The organism is Pseudomonas sp. 7SR1 (assembly GCF_900156465.1).
In the GTDB taxonomy this organism is placed as follows: domain Bacteria; phylum Pseudomonadota; class Gammaproteobacteria; order Pseudomonadales; family Pseudomonadaceae; genus Aquipseudomonas.
The window spans coordinates 3,636,165-3,655,064 of sequence record NZ_LT707064.1 but is presented as its reverse complement, the minus strand read 5'-3'; the positions used below and the strand labels follow the sequence as shown (position 1 = coordinate 3,655,064).

Annotated in this window: 24 protein-coding genes and 1 tRNA gene; 8 read left to right on the top strand and 17 right to left on the bottom strand. The window is 59.7% G+C overall.

The genetic code is table 11. The features are described from left to right. Positions 1-29: 29 nt before the first annotated feature. The 5 genes from BW992_RS16645 to BW992_RS16630 all read left to right on the top strand — a co-directional run bounded on the left by BW992_RS16645 (position 30) and on the right by BW992_RS16630 (position 2,831). Complete coding sequence (locus BW992_RS16645) at positions 30-311, top strand: hypothetical protein (RefSeq protein ID WP_148049158.1); 282 nt, start codon at positions 30-32, stop codon at positions 309-311. Continuing rightward, on the top strand, positions 308-592 hold the full coding sequence (locus tag BW992_RS16640) for a hypothetical protein (RefSeq protein WP_076406650.1): 285 nt from the start codon (positions 308-310) through the stop codon (positions 590-592). The genes BW992_RS16645 and BW992_RS16640 overlap by 4 nt, the downstream gene beginning before the upstream one ends. Before the next feature lie 49 nt (positions 593-641). Continuing rightward, positions 642-959, top strand: coding sequence for a hypothetical protein (locus tag BW992_RS16635; protein WP_076406645.1), 318 nt, complete (start codon positions 642-644; stop codon positions 957-959). 409 nt (positions 960-1,368) lie between these two features. Beyond that, on the top strand, positions 1,369-1,782 hold the full coding sequence (locus tag BW992_RS27225; protein ID WP_231991058.1) for a hypothetical protein: 414 nt from the start codon (positions 1,369-1,371) through the stop codon (positions 1,780-1,782). Beyond that, positions 1,668-2,831: a tyrosine-type recombinase/integrase gene (locus BW992_RS16630; RefSeq protein ID WP_231991133.1), complete on the top strand. Its 1,164-nt coding sequence runs from the start codon at positions 1,668-1,670 to the stop codon at positions 2,829-2,831. Before BW992_RS27225 ends, BW992_RS16630 begins: the two co-directional genes overlap by 115 nt. 69 nt (positions 2,832-2,900) lie before the next feature. Here the strand turns inward: BW992_RS16630 and BW992_RS16625 are convergent. The 9 genes from BW992_RS16625 to thrS all read right to left on the bottom strand — a co-directional run bounded on the left by BW992_RS16625 (position 2,901) and on the right by thrS (position 10,504). Next, positions 2,901-2,977, bottom strand: a tRNA-Pro gene (locus tag BW992_RS16625). An 89-nt stretch (positions 2,978-3,066) separates the two neighbouring features. Further along, a complete protein-coding gene (locus BW992_RS16620; RefSeq protein WP_003179985.1) occupies positions 3,067-3,423 on the bottom strand; it encodes a MerR family transcriptional regulator in 357 nt (118 codons plus the stop codon). Further along, on the bottom strand, positions 3,404-3,706 hold the full coding sequence (ihfA, locus tag BW992_RS16615) for an integration host factor subunit alpha (protein WP_002553164.1): 303 nt from the start codon (positions 3,704-3,706) through the stop codon (positions 3,404-3,406). Before ihfA ends, BW992_RS16620 begins: the two co-directional genes overlap by 20 nt. 3 nt (positions 3,707-3,709) lie before the next feature. Then, a complete protein-coding gene (gene pheT, locus BW992_RS16610; RefSeq protein ID WP_072458211.1) occupies positions 3,710-6,088 on the bottom strand; it encodes a phenylalanine--tRNA ligase subunit beta in 2,379 nt (792 codons plus the stop codon). A gap of 174 nt (positions 6,089-6,262) precedes the next feature. Continuing rightward, positions 6,263-7,279 (bottom strand): phenylalanine--tRNA ligase subunit alpha, encoded by a 1,017-nt coding sequence (gene pheS / locus BW992_RS16605; protein ID WP_072392557.1) that lies wholly within the window; start codon positions 7,277-7,279, stop codon positions 6,263-6,265. Positions 7,280-7,388: 109 nt separating this feature from the next. Beyond that, a complete protein-coding gene (gene rplT, locus BW992_RS16600; RefSeq protein WP_072392553.1) occupies positions 7,389-7,745 on the bottom strand; it encodes a 50S ribosomal protein L20 in 357 nt (118 codons plus the stop codon). Positions 7,746-7,775: 30 nt separating this feature from the next. Continuing rightward, the gene (rpmI, locus tag BW992_RS16595) at positions 7,776-7,970 is read right to left on the bottom strand and encodes a 50S ribosomal protein L35 (RefSeq protein ID WP_002553160.1); all 195 of its coding nucleotides are present in this window, start codon (positions 7,968-7,970) and stop codon (positions 7,776-7,778) included. Between the two features lie 60 nt (positions 7,971-8,030). Next, positions 8,031-8,582, bottom strand: coding sequence for a translation initiation factor IF-3 (infC, locus tag BW992_RS16590; protein ID WP_169432615.1), 552 nt, complete (start codon positions 8,580-8,582; stop codon positions 8,031-8,033). Next, positions 8,582-10,504 carry a threonine--tRNA ligase gene (thrS, locus tag BW992_RS16585; protein ID WP_072392551.1) on the bottom strand — a complete coding sequence of 641 codons (1,923 nt, stop codon included), beginning with the start codon at positions 10,502-10,504 and terminating at the stop codon, positions 8,582-8,584. Before thrS ends, infC begins: the two co-directional genes overlap by 1 nt. Positions 10,505-10,887: 383 nt before the next feature. On the opposite strand from thrS, the gene BW992_RS16580 reads away from it, so the two are divergent. Continuing rightward, the gene (locus BW992_RS16580) at positions 10,888-11,190 is read left to right on the top strand and encodes a hypothetical protein (RefSeq protein ID WP_072392549.1); all 303 of its coding nucleotides are present in this window, start codon (positions 10,888-10,890) and stop codon (positions 11,188-11,190) included. A 292-nt stretch (positions 11,191-11,482) separates the two neighbouring features. Beyond that, positions 11,483-11,695, top strand: coding sequence for a cold-shock protein (locus BW992_RS16575; protein WP_017904083.1), 213 nt, complete (start codon positions 11,483-11,485; stop codon positions 11,693-11,695). Between the two features lie 67 nt (positions 11,696-11,762). Here BW992_RS16575 and BW992_RS16570 read toward each other — a convergent pair whose 3' ends face one another. Together BW992_RS16570 and BW992_RS16565 are read right to left on the bottom strand one after the other, a co-directional pair. Then, complete coding sequence (locus BW992_RS16570; protein WP_072392547.1) at positions 11,763-12,077, bottom strand: I78 family peptidase inhibitor; 315 nt, start codon at positions 12,075-12,077, stop codon at positions 11,763-11,765. 156 nt (positions 12,078-12,233) lie between these two features. Further along, positions 12,234-12,539 (bottom strand): hypothetical protein, encoded by a 306-nt coding sequence (locus tag BW992_RS16565; RefSeq protein WP_072392544.1) that lies wholly within the window; start codon positions 12,537-12,539, stop codon positions 12,234-12,236. Positions 12,540-12,669: 130 nt separating this feature from the next. Between BW992_RS16565 and BW992_RS16560 the strand changes: the two genes are divergently transcribed. Then, positions 12,670-12,876: a hypothetical protein gene (locus BW992_RS16560; protein ID WP_072392541.1), complete on the top strand. Its 207-nt coding sequence runs from the start codon at positions 12,670-12,672 to the stop codon at positions 12,874-12,876. 48 nt (positions 12,877-12,924) lie between these two features. Here the strand turns inward: BW992_RS16560 and BW992_RS16555 are convergent, their stop codons facing one another. From BW992_RS16555 to BW992_RS16530, 6 genes are read right to left on the bottom strand one after another with little or no spacing between them, the layout of a single operon-like run. Further along, on the bottom strand, positions 12,925-13,953 hold the full coding sequence (locus BW992_RS16555) for a nucleoside hydrolase (protein ID WP_076406639.1): 1,029 nt from the start codon (positions 13,951-13,953) through the stop codon (positions 12,925-12,927). Positions 13,954-13,991: 38 nt separating this feature from the next. Beyond that, positions 13,992-14,396, bottom strand: coding sequence for a D-ribose pyranase (gene rbsD, locus BW992_RS16550; RefSeq protein WP_072392535.1), 405 nt, complete (start codon positions 14,394-14,396; stop codon positions 13,992-13,994). Next, entirely contained in the window at positions 14,393-15,307 is a 915-nt protein-coding gene (rbsK, locus tag BW992_RS16545; RefSeq protein WP_076406636.1) for a ribokinase, read from the bottom strand. The genes rbsD and rbsK overlap by 4 nt, the downstream gene beginning before the upstream one ends. A gap of 23 nt (positions 15,308-15,330) precedes the next feature. Next, on the bottom strand, positions 15,331-16,350 hold the full coding sequence (locus BW992_RS16540) for a LacI family DNA-binding transcriptional regulator (RefSeq protein ID WP_072392529.1): 1,020 nt from the start codon (positions 16,348-16,350) through the stop codon (positions 15,331-15,333). A gap of 3 nt (positions 16,351-16,353) precedes the next feature. Continuing rightward, positions 16,354-17,331, bottom strand: a complete 978-nt coding sequence (locus BW992_RS16535) for an ABC transporter permease (RefSeq protein WP_072392526.1) — start codon at positions 17,329-17,331, stop codon at positions 16,354-16,356. Beyond that, positions 17,328-18,881, bottom strand: a complete 1,554-nt coding sequence (locus tag BW992_RS16530; RefSeq protein WP_076406633.1) for a sugar ABC transporter ATP-binding protein — start codon at positions 18,879-18,881, stop codon at positions 17,328-17,330. The genes BW992_RS16535 and BW992_RS16530 overlap by 4 nt, the downstream gene beginning before the upstream one ends. Positions 18,882-18,900 lie beyond the last annotated feature (19 nt).

The window sequence follows — 18,900 nt, the reverse complement described above, 5'->3', positions numbered from 1 at the left end:
ATAATCCTCTTTGCTGCAAGGGCGATGTCATGAGCGAAAAGATGCGTGAATATTTTGAAAAATTTGCTGCCGATCATTACCAGCTCTGTGAGCGCAGCTTTGAGCGCGACCAACATCAGCCAGACGAATATCTAGACACAGATTGTCAGCTTGCATGGGAAGCCTGGCAGGCCTCCCGCGCCGCCCTGGTGGTGGAGCTGCCGTCCCGCGTCGATGCCAAGCCATACGCCTGCTACGAGGGTGGCTGGAACGATATGCACGACGAAGCCCGAGAAGCCATCGAAGCCGCCGGCGTGAAGGTGGCGCCATGACCGACTACACCGAACTCATGAAGAAGTGCCAGCGCGGGGCTTCCAATCTGAACGACGCCAACAACCTGCTTGCCGATTGCTACGGGTCGCTGGGCGCCCTGATTGCCGAGAACGAGCGGCTGATCCAAGCCCTCCAGTCCATCACCGCCCAAGTCGAAGGCAACATCCGCCCCACCGTCCGCGACTGCGTGAACGGCCAAAACAACATCCAGGACATCTATGGCTACTGCGATCAGATCGAAGCGATTGCAGCGGCAGCGATGAAGGAGTCAAAGCCATGATCCTCCCTCTGCTCTACATGGCCTGGCTGGTGTATCGAGGGCCAAGGCCATGACTGACCAGCAACTTCTTGAATTGGCCGCAAAGGCGGCGGGCATTGGCCCTGTTCTCTGTTTCGAGTCAGCGCGAAATTGCCTTCGGATCGGTGATCGAGGCAGCTATCGCCTTTGGAGGCCGTTGGATGATGACGGCGATGCGCTGCGACTGGCGATAAAGACCGGCGTCTGCATCGTGTTCATTGAAGATCACGACTCAGTCGCTGCCGAACACTCGCTACATGGCGTGATGATTATCGAAGCTATGGATGACGTTGGTACCCGCCGAGCAATCGTACGCGCCGCCGCAGAAATCGCCAAAGCCCTCCCATAACCCCAATCCCCCTACAGCCTGCCGGTGAACGGCGGGCGAGGAATTCGTATGCCAAAAGTTATGCGGTCTGTCGCAGACCCAGGTGCGGAACATGGCTTTCGCATAGAGCCCGCGACATACGAGCAAGCGGAAGAGCTTGCAGGATTCCGGCTTGATCGCCGACGCAAGTACTGGATCACCGAGGAAGGCGAAGTCGAGGAGCAAGGCGTTGTGACCCTGTCCTGTAGCGGGTGCAGTTGCGGATGTGAAGGTGGTTGCGGTTGCGGCCCATCGTCCGGATGCAGCGAGTGTGGCTACACGGGCAAGCGGCGCTTTCACTTCGGCTACCCCGCTCAATCCCCCGAGCAGCGAAAAGAACTCCGGAATCTTTAACCACCTTCTGCCGCCACGCGCGGCATGGAGCATACCCATGGCGAATGCCACAGCAGCAAAGGCAACGAGCATCCCACCGCGGTTCATCCGGTTCATGGATGCCCCCGGCTATCTCGGCATGTGCCGGGACGAATTCAACAAAACGGTCCGGCCAAACGTGCGTGAGTTCCCGATCGGGAAACAGGGCGTGGCCTTCGACCGGATCGAGCTTGACGAGTGGGCCGACGCCTACGTCGAGCGCAAGTCGATTGAAAAGGCAGCGAATCAGGACAACAATCGCCCCCGCAGCGAGCGCCGTGGCGAACCAACAGGAGGTAAACCATGGCGAGAAAAGCGATCTCCGGCCTCTATCAGAAAGGTGGAATCTGGCAAATCGACAAAGTTTTCCGAGGTGAGCGACTTCGAGAAAGCACTGGCACTAGTGACCGGCAAGAAGCCGAGCAGTACCTGATTCACCGCCTGGAGCAGCTTCGGCAGCAAAAGGTATATGGCGTGCGCCGGATGCGCACCTGGGATGAGGCGGCAACGAAGTTCCTGATCGACAACAAGGACCAGCCGTCGATCAAGTTGACCGCGCATCACCTGAAGCAATTGCACCCCTACCTCAAGGATCTGCCATTGACGCACATCGATGACCAGGCGCTTGAGCCGTTCGTGAGGGATCGCTTGAAGGGGATGGTCCTGCCGTGTGGCAAGCAACTGAAGCCGGCAGCGCCCAGGACGATCAACATATCAATCGAACGGGTTATACGGGTTCTTTCGCTTTGCGTGAGGAAATGGAGGGATGAGGAGCGCAGGCCCTGGCTGGACTCGGTTCCGATGCTGACCAGGTTGGACCTGAAGAAAAAGGTTCGCGAGCCCTACCCCATGACATGGGAAGAGCAGTCGATCCTTTTCGGGGAGTTGCCGGCACACCTGCAAACGATGGCCCTGTTCAAGGTGAACACCGGTTGCCGCGAGCAGGAGGTTTGCAAGTTGAGGTGGGACTGGGAAATACCGGTGCCGGAGCTTGGCACCAGCGTGTTCCTGATACCGTCCGACTTCGGCGGGAGAAACGAGCGGTCAGGTGTGAAGAATGGCGACGAGCGGTTGGTTGTGCTCAACAACGTGGCGAAGTCGATCATTGATAAGCAGCGCGGCCTGAGCAAGGAGTGGGTTTTCCCCTACAACGGTACCGCGATGCACCGCATGAACGACTCGGCCTGGAAGAAAGCACGGGTGAGAGCGGCGAAACTCTGGCAGGAGGAAAACCTTCGCCCCGCTCACCCTGGGTATGCATCCATCAGGGTGCACGACTTGAAACACACGTTTGGCCGTCGCCTTCGGGCGGCAGGTGTCACACAGGAAGACCGGAAGGCTTTGCTGGGACACAAGAACGGCAGCATCACCAGTCACTACTCGGGCGCCGAGCTCGGGCATCTGATCGAAGCTGCGAATATGGTATCAGCAACCGACTCGAGGGGACCGGTGCTGACAATCTTGAAGAGGAAAACAGGATGAAGTCCCGAAAAACTCCCCACCAATGAAAAAGCCCAACTGGCTAGAGTTGGGCTAAGTCATTGAAAAATATGGTCGGGACGGAGTGATTCGAACACTCGACCCCTAGCACCCCATGCTAGTGCGCTACCGGACTGCGCTACGCCCCGACTAGGCGTGAATCTTGTTTCGCTTCTCAGCGGAACGCTCAGGAATATAACGCAAGCTTTTGAAAACTGGAAGTATTTAAAGCAGAATTTTATTTCTTGAGCACCACAAGCACATCTTCGAGCTCAGCGATCATCTGGCGGATCATCTGTTTGTACTGGGTTGTATCGTCTTTGGCCTCATCACCGGAGAGACGCAGGCGTGCGCCGCCGATGGTGAAACCCTGGTCATACAGCAGCGCGCGGATCTGCCGGATCATCAGCACATCCTGGCGCTGATAATACCGGCGATTTCCGCGGCGCTTGACCGGGTTGAGTTGAGGAAACTCCTGCTCCCAATAGCGCAGCACGTGCGGTTTTACCGCACACAGCTCGCTGACTTCACCGATGGTGAAGTAGCGTTTGCCCGGGATGACGGGTAGCTCGTCGTTATGACTTGGTTCCAGCATAAGCCTCAACTCGGGCCTTCAACTTCTGCCCTGGACGAAAGGTGACCACACGGCGAGCGGTGATCGGGATTTCTTCACCCGTTTTCGGATTGCGGCCAGGCCGCTGGCGTTTGTCCCGAAGGTCGAAATTGCCGAAACCGGACAATTTGACCTGCTCGTTGTCTTCGAGAGCGTGCCGGATTTCCTCGAAAAACAGTTCGACCAGTTCTTTGGCCTCCCGTTTGTTCAAGCCCAGCTCCTCATACAGACGTTCCGCCATCTCAGCTTTCGTCAGAGCCCCCATACGTCACTTCCTTAACGTGGCGTTCAACCTTTGTTCGAGCGAGGTGAGGATGTTCTGCGTTGCGGTATTCACCTCATCGTCGTTAAGAGTGCGCGATGGATGCTGCCAGGTCAAGCCGACTGCAAGGCTTTTTCTATGCGGATCAATGCCTTTACCCTGATACACGTCAAATAGCCTGAGGTCCGTCAGCCATTCACCTGCATTTTCACGGATTACGTCCAGTACGGCACTGGCGGCAACCTCGCGATCAGCCAGCAAGGCAAGGTCACGACGCACTTCAGGAAAGCGCGATAACTCCTGGAATTCAGGCATTTTACCCAGGGCCACTTCGCTCAGGACCAGTTCGAAGACAAAGACAGGGCGATCCAGCCCCAACGCTTTCGACAGTTCCGGGTGAATGGCACCGATATGACCGACTTCGCGCCCTTCCCGCTCGATGCGCGCGGTCTGTCCAGGGTGCAGCGCCGGATGCTTGCCAGGTACGAAAGTAAAGGCGTCGAGGGCGCCAGCGAAGCCCAGCACGGCCTCAACGTCAGCCTTGACGTCGAAGAAGTCCACGCCATCGCGACCTTGGGCCCAACCTTCCGGCAGGCGACTGCCACAAACGACGCCGGCCAGCATCGGCTCCTGCTTCAAGCCTTCCAGCTGACCGACGAAGCGCAGGCCGCTTTCGAACAGACGCACGCGATCCTGCTGGCGGTTCAGGTTATGCTGAAGCACCTTGACCAGGCCAGGCCACAGGGACGAGCGCATGGCCGCCATGTCGTTGGAGATCGGATTGGCCAACAGCAGCGGCTCGACGCCCGGGTTGAACAGTTCGAACTGGCGCGGATCGATGAAGCTGTAGGTGATCGCTTCCTGATAACCGCGCGCCACCAGCAGGCGACGCAGCTCCGGCAGGTCGCTACGGGCCTCGGCCTTGGCTTGGGGAGCCAGGCGAGCCTGGGGGTAACGAACCGGCAGGCGGTTGTAGCCGTACAGGCGGGCCAGCTCTTCGATCAGGTCGACTTCCAGACTGATATCGAAGCGATGACTTGGCACCTCGACGCGCCATTGCCCTGCCCCGTCGGCGCTGATGTTCAGGCCCAGGGCTCCCAGCAGGCGCTCGACTTCGGCCGAATCCATGTCCATGCCGAGCATCTGGGAGATGCGCTGGGCGCGCAGGGTGACCGGCGCAATCCGAGGCAGATGCTGTTCGCTGACGGTTTCGATGATCGGGCCGGCTTCGCCACCCGTGATATCCAGCAGCAGGCCAGTGGCGCGCTCCATGGCTTCACGGGCCAGTTGCCAGTCCACGCCACGCTCGTAGCGGTGCGACGCATCGGTATGCAGGCCGTACGAACGGGCCTTGCCCGCCACGGCGATCTGGTCGAAGAAGGCACTTTCAAGGAACACATCGCGAGTCGATTCGCCAACGCCGCTGTGTTCGCCGCCCATCACGCCGGCAATCGCCAACGCGCGGGTATGATCGGCGATCACCAGGGTATCGCTACGCAGGGTGACTTCCTGACCGTCCAGCAGGACCAGCTTCTCACCCTCTTCGGCCATGCGCACGCGAATGCCGCCGTTGATTTCGGCAAGATCGAAGGCGTGCAGTGGCTGCCCCAACTCCAGCATCACGTAGTTGGTGATATCGACCGCGGCATCGATGCTGCGCACGTCGGCGCGACGCAGACGCTCCACCATCCAGAGTGGCGTCGGCTTCGACAGGTCGACGTTACGGATCACTCGACCCAGGTAACGTGGGCAGGCCGCTGGCGCCAGTACTTCGACCGAACGCACTTCATCGTGCACGGCCGGGACCGAGGCGACCACGGGACGGGTCACCGGGGCGTCATACAGGGCACCGACCTCGCGGGCCAGGCCGGCCAGGGACAGGCAGTCACCACGGTTCGGAGTCAGGTCGACCTCGATGCTGGCATCGTCCAGGTCCAGGTATTCGCGGATGTCCTGGCCCACCGGCGCATCGGCCGGCAGCTCCATCAGGCCATCATTCCCTTCGCCGATCTGCAGCTCGGCCTGAGAGCACAACATACCGTTGGACTCGACGCCACGCAGCTTGGCCTTCTTGATCTTGAAGTCGCCCGGCAGCTCGGCACCGATCATCGCAAACGGAATCTTCAGACCTGGACGCACGTTTGGCGCGCCGCAGACCACCTGGAAGGTCTCCACGCCATTGCTGACCTGGCAAACCCGCAATTTGTCGGCGTCCGGGTGCTGTTCGGTGCTCAACACCTCACCCACCACCACACCGCTGAATTCGCCGGCGGCCGGCGTCACGCTATCGACCTCAAGGCCGGCCATCGACAGACGAGCGACCAGCTCGTCCCGGCTTACCTGCGGGCTAACCCAGCCACGCAGCCATTGTTCACTGAATTTCATCCTGTTCTCCTAATAGATTCGTTACCGCGACCTAGGCGATGTACGTAAAGTGTCTGCGCGACGACCATGCTGCGTTTAAAACAGGCTCGGATGCTCATTTACAACCAGTAAACTCATCCTCCTCGCCTGTTTTCGCCTTGCCTGATCGCCGCTCGGCGACTTTTCGTACAAGCCCTAGCGAAATTGCGCGAGGAACCGCAAGTCGTTGTCGAAGAACAGGCGCAAGTCATTCACACCGTAACGCAGCATGGCCAGGCGCTCGACCCCCATACCGAAGGCAAAGCCCGAGAACTCTTCCGGATCGATCCCGGACATGCGCAGCACATTGGGATGAACCATGCCGCAGCCCATGACTTCCAGCCAGCCGGTCTGCTTGCACACCCGGCAACCCTTGCCGCTGCACATCACGCATTCCATGTCGACTTCAGCGGATGGCTCGGTGAACGGGAAGTACGAAGGGCGGAAACGCACGGCCAGCTCTTTTTCGAAGAACACCCGCAGAAACTCTTCGATGGTGCCTTTCAGGTCGGCGAAATTGATATCGCGATCCACCAGCAGGCCTTCGACCTGGTGGAACATCGGCGAATGGGTGATATCCGAGTCGCTACGGTACACACGCCCCGGGCAGACGATGCGGATCGGCGGACGCTTGGACTCCATGGTGCGGACCTGTACCGGCGAGGTATGGGTGCGCAACAGCATGTTGGCATTGAAATAGAAGGTATCGTGCATCGAACGGGCCGGGTGATGGCCCGGGATGTTGAGCGCTTCGAAGTTGTGATAATCGTCTTCGACCTCGGGCCCCTCGGCGATGCCGTAGCCGATGCGAGTGAAGAACTGCTCGATGCGTTCCAGGGTCCGGGTCACCGGATGCAAGCCTCCGGAAGTCTGGCCACGGCCAGGCAGGGTCACGTCAATGGACTCGGCGGCGAGCTTGGCGGCCAGATCCGCCTCCTCGAACAACGCCTTGCGCGCATTGAGGACCTCTGTGACACGCTCCTTGGCAACGTTGATCAGCGCACCGACCTGCGGACGCTCTTCAGCCGGCAGGTTCCCCAGGGTCTTCATCACCTGGGTCAACTCGCCCTTCTTGCCAAGGTAGTGAACCCGGATTTGCTCCAGGGCATTGATATCTTCAGCGCTTTGCACAGCCTCTAGTGCTTGAGAGACCAGCGCATCCAGGTTTTCCATGTACAGACTCCAGATACAAAATAGGGGAAGAGCTTTAAGGCTCTTCCCCTATTTAAGACGTTTGACACCTGGGCCCACAGAGGTGGGCCTCGGTGACTGTCGGGGGTACTTAAGCCAGGATGGCTTTAGCTTTCTCGACAATCGCAGCAAACGCCGCTTTTTCGTTCACTGCCAGATCAGCCAGAACCTTGCGGTCGATTTCGATCGACGCTTTTTTCAGGCCAGCGATCAGGCGGCTGTAGGACAGACCGTTGATACGCGCACCAGCGTTGATACGAGCGATCCACAGAGCGCGGAACTGACGTTTTTTCTGACGACGGTCACGGTAGGCGTATTGGCCTGCCTTGATTACGGCTTGCTTGGCAACACGGAATACGCGGGAACGCGCACCGTAGTAGCCTTTAGCAAGTTTCATAATTTTCTTGTGACGCTTACGGGCAATGACGCCACGCTTTACACGAGCCATGAGTTACTTCCTCTATTCTTGATCCAAAAATTAACGAAGGCGCAGCATGCGCTCGACTTTTGCCACGTCAGACGGATGCAGCAAGCTGCTACCGCGCAGTTGACGCTTACGCTTGGTCGACATTTTGGTCAGGATGTGGCTCTTGAAAGCGTGCTTGTGCTTGATGCCGTTAGCAGTTTTCAGAAACCGCTTGGCAGCACCACTTTTGGTTTTCATCTTTGGCATGTTCGGATACTCCGCATTCAGTTGATAAACATAATCGCAAGGCCTGCCGTGCCCTGGTGATTACTTCTTCTTTTTCGGGGCGATGACCATGATCAGCTGGCGTCCTTCCATCTTAGGATGCTGTTCGACCGAACCGTACTCGAGCAGGTCTTGTTCGACCCGCTTGAGGAGTTCCATCCCCAGCTCCTGGTGGGCCATCTCACGGCCGCGGAATCGCAACGATACCTTGGCCCTGTCCCCGTCACTCAGGAAACGTACCAGGTTGCGCAGTTTTACCTGGTAATCCCCTTCCTCCGTCCCTGGACGAAACTTGATTTCTTTTACCTGAATCTGCTTCTGGTTCTTCTTCGCCGCGGCAATCTGCTTCTTCTTCTCGAAGATCGACTTGCCGTAGTCCATGACCCGGCAAACCGGTGGGACTGCATCGGCGGAAATTTCTACCAGATCAAGCTTGGCTTCTTCAGCAATACGAAGCGCTTCATCAATCGAGACGATGCCAATCTGCTCGCCGTCAGCGCCAATTAACCGAACCTCGCGTGCCGAGATATTCTCGTTGATCGGGGCTTTCGGTGCAGCTCGTTTATCTTGTCTCATTTCACGCTTAATAATAATTACTCCGAATCTGGGCGACCACGCCGGGAAACCGCTTGCGCGAGGAACTCGGCGAATTCGGCGACGGGCATAGAGCCCAGGTCAGCACCTTCGCGAGTACGCACAGCGACAGTCTGCATCTCGACTTCCCGATCTCCAATAACCAGAAGAAAGGGAACCTTGAGCAAGGTATGCTCGCGGATTTTAAAGCCGATCTTTTCATTTCTCAAGTCAGACTTGGCACGAAATCCGCTTTGGTTGAGAGTTTTTTCGACCTCGGCGGCAAAATCTGCCTGTTTATCAGTGATATTCATGATCACTGCCTGGGTCGGCGCCAGCCACGCGGGGAACGCACCCTCGTAGTGTTCGATCAGAATCCCGACGAAGCGCTCGAAGGAACCCAGGATCGCGCGATGAAGCATGACCGGGTGCTTGCGGCTGTTGTCTTCGGACACGTATTCGGCGCCCAGACGGATCGGCAGGTTGAAATCGAGCTGCAAGGTACCACACTGCCAGACCCGACCGAGACAATCTTTAAGCGAGAATTCGATCTTCGGACCGTAGAACGCCCCTTCGCCCGGCTGCACTTCGTACGCCAGGCCCGCGCTGTCGAGGGCAGCCGCCAGTGCCGCTTCGGCGCGATCCCACAGCTCATCGGAACCGACACGCTTTTCCGGACGAGTGGACAGCTTCATCTCGACTTCGGTGAAGCCGAAATCACGGTAGACATCCATGGTCAGCTTGATGAAGGCGGCGGATTCGGCCTGCATCTGCTCTTCGGTGCAGAAAATGTGCGCGTCGTCCTGGGTGAACGCACGCACCCGCATGATGCCGTGCAGCGCACCCGACGGCTCGTTCCGGTGGCAGGCACCGAACTCGGCCAGACGCATCGGCAGTTCGCGGTAGCTCTTCAAGCCCTGGTTGAACACCTGCACATGGCATGGGCAGTTCATTGGCTTGATGGCGTAGTCGCGGTTTTCCGACTGGGTGGTGAACATGTTGTCGGCGTAGTTGGCCCAGTGCCCGGATTTCTCCCACAGGCTGCGGTCCACTACTTGCGGCGTCTTGATTTCCAGGTAGCCGTTTTCACGCTGGACCTGACGCATGTACTGCTCGAGCACCTGGTACATCGTCCAACCGTTCGGGTGCCAGAACACCATGCCCGGCGACTCTTCCTGGGTGTGGAACAGGCCCAGGCGCTTGCCGATCTTGCGGTGATCGCGCTTCTCGGCTTCCTCGATGCGCTGGATGTAGGCCGCCAGTTGCTTCTTGTCGGCCCAGGCGGTGCCATAGACGCGTTGCAACTGCTCGTTCTTCGCGTCGCCACGCCAGTAGGCGCCGGACAGCTTGGTCAGTTTGAAGGATTTCAGGAAACGGGTGTTGGGCACGTGCGGACCACGGCACATGTCGACATATTCTTCGTGGTAGTACAGGCCCATGGCCTGCTCGTCCGGCATATCTTCCACCAGACGCAGCTTGTAGTCCTCGCCACGGGACTTGAAGACTTCGATGACTTCGGCACGCGGGGTGACTTTCTTGATGACGTCGTAATCCTTGTCGATCAGCTGTTGCATGCGCTGTTCGATGGCCGCCATGTCGTCCGGCGTGAAAGGACGCTCGAAGGCGATGTCGTAATAGAAGCCTTCGTCGATGACCGGCCCGATAACCATTTTCGCGGTCGGGTATAGCTGCTTGACGGCGTGACCGACCAGGTGCGCGCAAGAGTGGCGAATGATCTCCAGCCCCTCTTCGTCCTTGGGCGTGATGATTTGCAGCGTGGCGTCGCTGTCGATGACATCGCTGGCGTCGACGAGCTTGCCGTTGACCTTGCCGGCCAGGGTGGCCTTCGCCAGGCCTGCGCCGATGGATGCGGCGACCTCGGCAACGGAGACCGGATGATCGAATGAGCGTTGACTGCCGTCGGGAAGAGTAATAGTTGGCATGGCGCCTCCTCTCCTAGTGGTGACCCCTACCAAAGGTCACGTGGGTTGGGATGAGCCAGTACAAGATCCAGTCCAGGCCATTCAATGATGAACGCCTGCCTTACAGCGGCAGGAGCCTTTCGGCCAACCGGGAAACCAAACCAGAGTGACTGGGATTCAAATCAGGGTTGTTTCGAACATTTGTCGCCACCGAGACCTGTCGGAGTCCGGCGCCTGAAAATACCCGAGCCCGGCATGCTAGCACAGATGAACGGTCATCGCCGCGTCCGATTGATGCGAGGGTTATTCGCAGCCTCGTGCCGGATTTTATGCCAGAGTGCTGAACTGAAACGCCCATGACGCCTCAGATAACAAGACATTGACCGTAAAAGGAGCATCCCAGCATGCGTCTGAATACCCTATTGACAGTAGTCGCCCCCCTCGCCCTGCTGCTCCCGCTGGCCGCCCACGCCGAATGGCCCAAGGGCGAACGTGAAAAATACATGGCCCAGTGCATTGAAGCCGCCGCGCCACAGATCGGAGCCGCCGCCGCGAAATCCCACTGCGCCTGTGGCGCCGATGCAATCAAATCCTACCCGGCCAAGGATATCCAGGCGCTGATGGACAACAAGGCCAGCAAAGACCTGCAGCAAAAGGCACTGGGCCAGATCGCTTCCTGCAAGGCCGGCAGCAACACCAAAAAATAATTGAATGCTGGGTTATTTCAGCGAATGGGGAGCGATAAAACCCGTCGAAAAATCGCTTTTCCGTACTTTTTTCGCTGTTTTTACAGCTTTTTTTATCCTCTTTACATTCCACTGAAAGCCTTTAAAACCGGGGCCTCCAGCCAATCAAGGGGATAGGGAAAACACGACTGATTGGCAAACCGCACGTCCGGGGGGCTCCCAAATCGAACATTTCGACTATGATACTCCGGTGTGCCCAGTTGGCCTGAGCAGCACAGCACTACTGAAAATATATGTTTCTTGGAGATACACCATGTCTAATCGCCAAACCGGCACCGTTAAATGGTTCAACGATGAAAAAGGCTTCGGCTTCATCACTCCTCAAGGTGGCGGTGACGACCTGTTCGTACACTTCAAAGCTATCGAAGCTGACGGTTTCAAAAGCCTGAAAGAAGGCCAGACCGTTTCCTTCGTGGCTGAGAAAGGCCAAAAGGGTATGCAAGCTGCACAGGTTCGCCCAGAGTAATTTCTCGGCGCGCTAAAAAACCCCGTCCATGTGACGGGGTTTTTTATGGGCGGTCGAAACCTGTGGCTCAGCCGCAGTTCACCCGATTGACTACCAGCTTGGCATCGGTATTGAGATTCAGCCGATCGGAGCGGTACTCGAGCGTGATCATGTCGTTGGGCTTGAGAATCCGGGCTACCTGCGCGCCGGAACGGCTGCGGGCCTGCTCCAGCAACTGCGGCGAAGCCTGTTTACCGATGGCGAACTCGGCAGCCTTCGCTTCGCAGCGCCCACTCCCCGCCTCACCTGCCACAGGGTCAGCGGTGGTTTCAGCGGTGCTGCTGCAACCGCTCAACACGACGGCAGCCAGTACAGTGCTCAATGACGCGAGCTTCCAAGGCATGAAGCCTCCTTTTCTTGATGTTAGAGAGAGCGTGCGACAACCCAAACGAAACTTGGTTTCACACCGGAGCCATCAGCATGCCTTCATCGGAGAACGGCAGTTTGCCTGAGCCGGGGCCGCTGTTCAGGGATGAATCGTGACTGAATATGAATAGCGTCAGTAGACATCGATATAGTCGAAGGGCGGACTCGGCCAGTTTTCCTTCAGGGCATTGTAGATTTGCATGACCCAGACCTCATCACTGGCCGCGACCCGCCCGACGTATCCCGAGCCTTTCGCCCACGTCTCGAGCCGAAACAGCAAGCCGTCGATGTCGGTGCCACCCACCACGCCCGAGGACAGATAGGCAATCCCGGCCTTGGTCACGCGCAACTGGGTGTGCTCGTCGTCGCTGGCCGACGCCAGCAACCGACGAACCGCCTCGAGGGTCAGCCCGTCAGGTGCGTTCAAATCGATCTGCACGGAAAAGGTCCTTGAGCAATCAAAAAAAAAGTGTCGCACAGCCCCATCCTGATGCCTAAGTCGCAGTGCAAAAGCTGGGGCAAAAATGGTTAACTCAGCCTACACACCTCCCACGTCACGGGCCGCCATCATGAGCATCGTCAGCATCGAAGCCACCATCAACGCCAAATGGTTGGAGGGCCATAGTTCCTACAGCCCGGGCAGTCCCGAGGAGCTGGCGATTATCGGCATCGAGCTGCTGGTGAGGGAACTGGGGACGGAGGTCGCGCGAAATTTCATCCAACAGGCATTCGAACGCTACCCGACTCTCATCGACGCCAGCCTGGCCACGGACTGAGACGCAGGCCTTTCCCGCGGGACAAGCCTGCGGGTAGGCCAGGACGCTTTACTTGAGGCGCGCCAGACGCTCGGTCAACAGGTCAAAGAAACCCTGGGCATCGCCGTTTTCCACCCAGAATGCGTTCTTGGGTGCCTTCAGGCCGTCGTACCAGTCGACGATGGTCTGCCCGAATGTCGGGCCTTCGCGACTGTCCACCACCACATGGACCGCACGGCCGGTAAACAGCCCAGGCTTGAGCAGGTAGGCAATCACCGTGGCGTCATGCACCGGGCCACCGCTCATGCCGTAGTGCTCCATGTCGCCCTTGACGTACTCATTGAGAATATCGCCTACGAGTTTGCTGGCATTGTTGTTCACTGCGGCGATCTGTTTCAGGCGCGCTTCGCTGGTGAGGATCTTGTGGGTAACGTCCAGTGGCAGGTAGGTCAGTTTCACCCCGCTTTTGGCTACCACTTCGGCCGCCTGCGGGTCGGCGAACAGGTTGAATTCAGCCACCGGCGTGATGTTGCCGCCGTTGAAATGGGCACCCCCCATGATCACGACTTCCTTGATGCCCTGAACGATGTCTGGCTCCTGGATCAACGCCAGGGCCAGGTTGGTCTGCGGCCCGAGCATGGCGATGGTGATGCTGTGGGGCTTGGCCGCCTTGAGGGTATCGATCAGGTAGTTGACCGCATTGCCCTTGGCCAGCCCTTTCCTGGGCTCATGCACGGTGACTCCCGACAGGCCTTCCTTGCCGTGGATGTTTTCCGCATAGATGGGGGTACGCATCATCGGCTTGGGCGCGCCGGCATAGACCGGAACGTCTTCGCGGCCAGCCCACTCCCGGGCCAGGCGAGCATTGCGGGAGGTCTTGTCCAGGCGCACGTTGCCCGCAACGGTGGTCAGGGCACGGATATGCAGCTCTTCGGGAGAGGCCAGGGCGAACAGCAGGGCAACCACATCGTCGGCACCGGGATCGGTGTCGATGATCAGATCGATCTTTTCCGCCGCCTGGGCGCTTGTAGCAGTGATCAGTGACAACAGCAGCAGACTCCGAAACAGTTGGCGCATTTTCTGAGCATAGCGGTGCATGGCGCACTCCTTGTGCAGGGTTTGACAGAACTCGGCAGTTAGAACGTTACTCCGGCGATCAGCACGATGTTGCAGTACGGAGAGCATTCTCCTGTGCGAATGATCGCCCGAGCTTGTCGGCTAAGGGCTTTGAATTGCTCATGGCTGACCAATTCCCGCGTCCCCAGCGCATTCTGGGCATGAAGCGTCTCGAGCGCCGCCAGGGCCGACGGCTGCTTATCGTAGATCTCCTCGGCCAGCACATGGCTTTGCACCTGCATTTCGCTGAGCACCACCTTCAGCGTGCTGATGAAATCGGGAATTCCAGGTGTCAGGGCCAGGTCGATCAACTCGACCTGCGGCGGTACGGGCAGGCCGGCATCACCAATGACCACTTTGTCGCCATGACCGAGGGAAGCGATCAACCGAGAGAGGGCCACATTCAATAACGGAGTCTTTTTCATGATTCGAAAGCCTGTACTTCCTGCAACGTGGGAATGGAGGGCTGTGCCCCGATGCGAGTGACCGACAGCGCGGCGGCCACCTGACCGAGACGAATGGCCTCCACCTCGCTTTTCCCATTGGCCAGGGCGGCAGCGAACCCGCCGACAAAGGTATCCCCCGCCGCCGTGGTGTCCACGGCCTTGACCCGCGGCGCCGGGAAGTGCTCGAAACTCGAACCGTTGGCGAACATCAACCCTTGGCCGCCCAGCGTCACGATCACCTTGCCCGCGCCGGCACCGATCAATTGCGCCGCGGCGGCTTCGGCGGTTTCCAGGGAGTCCACCGCCAAACCGCTCAGCATGGCGGCTTCGCTTTCGTTGGGAATCAGGTAGTCGACACAGGCGTACCAGTCGGCCGGCAATGCGTGGGAGGCCGGTGCCGGGTTGAGGATGACGATCTTGCCCAGCTCACGGCCGCGCTTGAGCGCATGGGCGACGGTGGCATCCGGGACTTCCAGCTGGCAGACGATGACGTCGGCGCTTTGCAGCACCTCGTCGAAACCGCCCAGGACCGCTGGAGTGAGCGCACCGTTGGCTCCGGCGACGATCACGATCGCATTCTGGCTGTTGTCATCGACCACGATCAGCGCCACGCCACTGGAACCTTCCACGACGCTGACCGCCTGGCAATCGATGCCTTCGTTCACCAACGCGCCGCGCAACTGCTGGCCATAGGCGTCGCCGCCCACGCAACCGACCATGGCGACCTGCGCCCCCAGGCGCGCTGCGGCCACGGCCTGGTTCGCACCCTTGCCGCCTGCAATGGTGGAAAACGATTCACCGATCAGCGTCTCCCCTCCCCGGGGCAGACGCGGCGCCCGGGTCACCAGGTCCATGTTCAGGCTGCCTATCACCACTACTTTTGCTGGCATACATCATCACTCATCAATTCGGTTCAGCGGTATTGGGCGAACGCACCGGACAACGGCGCGGTCGACTCTCGCAAGACAATGCTGGGCGTGACGATCCGTTGCTCGGTGGCGAGCGCGGGCGTAGCGATACGCCGCAGCAGCACCTCGGCCGCCATCTCGCCCAACTGCAGGATCGACTGCCCTACCGTGGTCAATGCCGGATAGACATACCGGCTCATCTGGATGTCATCGAACCCGATGACCGACAGTTCGCTGGGCACCCGCACATTGCGTTCGGCGGCGGCCCGCAGCACACCGATGCCGATCATGTCGTTGGCCGCGAAGATCGCACTGGGCGGCTGGTGTTCGAGCAGGCTGGCCGCCGCGCGATAGCCGCCGGTGCTGGTGAAATCGCTATCGAGCATGCGCCCGGTCGCCAGCTCGATCCCCGCCTCCTCCAGGGCCCGGCAGTATCCGGCCTGGCGCATCTGAGCCACGCTGGTGTCCGCCGGGCCACCGATGAAGGCGATGTCACGGTGGCCCAACTCCAGCAAGTGCCGGGTGGCCAGGTAAGCGCCATACTCGTGGTCGATGCGCACCAGGTCCGCCTCGAGGCCGTCCAGGCCACGGTCGACGATGACCATGGGCGTACGCACGCTGGCCAGTCCCTCGGCCAGGCCGACATCGCCGCCAGCGGAAGCGACGATCAGGCCATCGATGCGTTTCTCCAGAAGCACTCGCAGGTAACTGCGCTGTTTGTCCGGGTTGTCGTCGGAATTGCACAGGATCACGCAGTAACCGTTTCGCTCGCAATAATCCTCGATGCCCCGGGCCAGTTCAGCGAAGTATGGGTTCAGGCTGTTGGGCACCAGCAGGCCGATGGTGGCCGTGGTCTTGGCCTTGAGCGAACGGGCTACCGCACTGGGCACGTAGTCGAGGCGCGCGATGGCCTCCTCGACCTTGAGCCGTACTTCCTTGCTGACCGGTCGCGTCTTGTTCACCACATGGGACACCGTGGTATAGGAAATCCCCGCGAGCGCCGCTACATCCTTGATCGTCGCCATGGCTCAGGCCCGCCGATTGGCGCGTTGGCTGCGATAGGTGTCGAGCACCACCGCGATCACGATCACCGCACCGGTAATGATGCGCTTGGTGGGTTCGGTGGCACCGATCTGCGCCAGGCCCGCCGCCAACACGGAAATGATCAGTACGCCGAAGAACGTGCTGATAACCGAACCACGCCCGCCCATCAGGCTGGTGCCGCCGATCACCACTGCGGCGATGACCTGCAATTCGAGGCCCGAACCGGCGTTCGGGTCCGCCGCTTCCAGGCGCGAAATCTGGAACAGCGCCGCGACACCGGCCAACAGCCCCATCAGGCTGAATACCAGGATCTTGTACGGCTTTGGGTTGATACCGGCCAGGCGCACCGCCTCTTCATTGGTGCCGATGCCGATCAGGTAGCGGCCGAACACGGTACGGGTCAACACCGCCTGGGCGATGAAAATCACCAGCAGGGCAATGATGAATGACGGCGAGATACCGAATGCGATGGGATTGGACAGCCAGGCGAAGGAGTCGCCGATATAGGCGGTCCGGGAGCCGGTCATCTGGTACGCCAGGCCGCGGGCCATCTCCAGCACACCCAGGGACACGATGAACGAGGGAATCCGCCACGCCACGGTGATCGAACCGGTGACGGTCCCCGCCAGCGCAGCCACGGCCATGCCCAGCAGCGCCGAAGGCCAGACGCTCCAGCCCCAGCCCAGCACCGCCACGCTCACTGTGGATGCCGCCAGCGCCAGCACCGACCCTACCGACAGGTCGATGCCGCCGATGATCAGGATGAACGTCATGCCCACCGCCAGCACCATGAGGTCCGGGATCTGGTTGGCCAGCGTGCTGAAGGTGTCGTAGGACAGGAAATGGCTGCTCAGGACCGAGAACAGCGCAACCATGGCCAACAGAGCGCCGGCCAGCCCCAGGTAGGTGCCGAGGCCATAGAAGTTACCACTCGGTTTACCGACGGCAGATGCGGTTTTCATGAAATTTCCCTAGGCGCTGCTTCGTTGAGCAACGCATCACGTTTCTGATAGCCGGCGAATGCGGCGGCAAGCAAGTCATCCTGGGTCCAGCTGTCGCGCTCGAAGGTGTCGATCAGGCGCCCGGCGGACAACACACCGATCCGGTCACAGATCAGCATCAGCTCGCGCAGGTCGCTGGAAACCACCACCAGCGCCTTGCCCTGGCGGGTCAGTTCGCCGAGCAAGGCGTAGATATCGAATTTGGCGCCGACGTCGATGCCCCGGGTCGGCTCGTCGAACAGCAGCACCGAGCAGTCGCGCTCCAGCCAGCGGCCGATCACGACTTTCTGTTGATTGCCACCCGAGAGTTCGGACACCAACTGTGTCGGGCTGGAACTGCGGATGCGCATGGCGTCGATCTGCCGCCGAGCCAAGGAGAGTTCCTCGCCGCCATTGACGATGCCGGCGCTGGAGATTTCCGGCATGTTGCCCAGGGCGATGTTGGCGGCGATCGACTGGGTCAGCAGCAGCCCTTCGCCCTTGCGATCTTCGGTGATCAATGCGATGCCATGGGCCACCGCATCGGCCGGGGACCGGATATCGACGACCCGGGCCGGTGAACCCAGTGCCACGGTACCGCTGTCGGCCGCATCGGCACCGAAGATCAAGCGCATCAACTCGGTGCGCCCTGCCCCGATCAGTCCGGAGATGCCGAATATCTCGCCGCTGCGCACTTCGAAGGAAACGTCGCGAACCTTGTCGGAGCGGGTCAGGCCAGTCACCGTCAAGGCTGGCGCGCCGATCTTGCGCGGCCCCAGGTCGATGTGCTCGCCCAACTCGCGGCCCACCATCAGCGTCACCAGTTGCTCGCTGTTGTAGTTGGCCATCGGTTCGACGCAGACCAGGTTTCCGTCGCGCAGCACTGCGATGCGCTGGGCCACCCGCGCCAGTTCTTCGAGACGATGGGAAATGTAGATGATCGACACGCCCCGGGCCTGCAGGCGGGTGATCTGTTCGAAAAGCATCTCGACTTCCCGGGCCGTCAGCATCGCGGTCGGTTCGTCGAGAATCAGCACGTGGCAATCGCCGATCAGGTTGCGCGCGATCTCGACCATCTGCTGGTGGCCGATACCCAGCTCGCCCACGAGGGTATCGGGGTCAATCGCATCGAGCCCGACCTGGGCCATCGCCTTGATCGCTGCCTTGCGCAACTGCTTGCGGCTGATCCAGCCGCCACTATTGGGCAGATTGTCGAGAAACAGGTTTTCCGCCACCGAAAGGGTGGGCAGCAGGTTGAGTTCCTGCATGACCATGCGCACGCCCAGTTCCTCAGCCTGGCTACGACTGCCGGGACGATAGGCCTGCCCCTGGAACTGCATCTGCCCGGTAGTGGGCGTCACCAGCCCGCCGATGATCTTGGACAGGGTGCTTTTACCGGCACCATTCTCGCCGGTCAGCGCCAGCACCTCGCCGCGCATCAACGCCAGGTCGATGTCGGTCAACACCGGTTGGGCATAGGTCTTGCCGATACCGCTGACGGTCAGGACAGCGTTCGGATCGCAAACGGACATAAAAAGACTCTCCATGCGC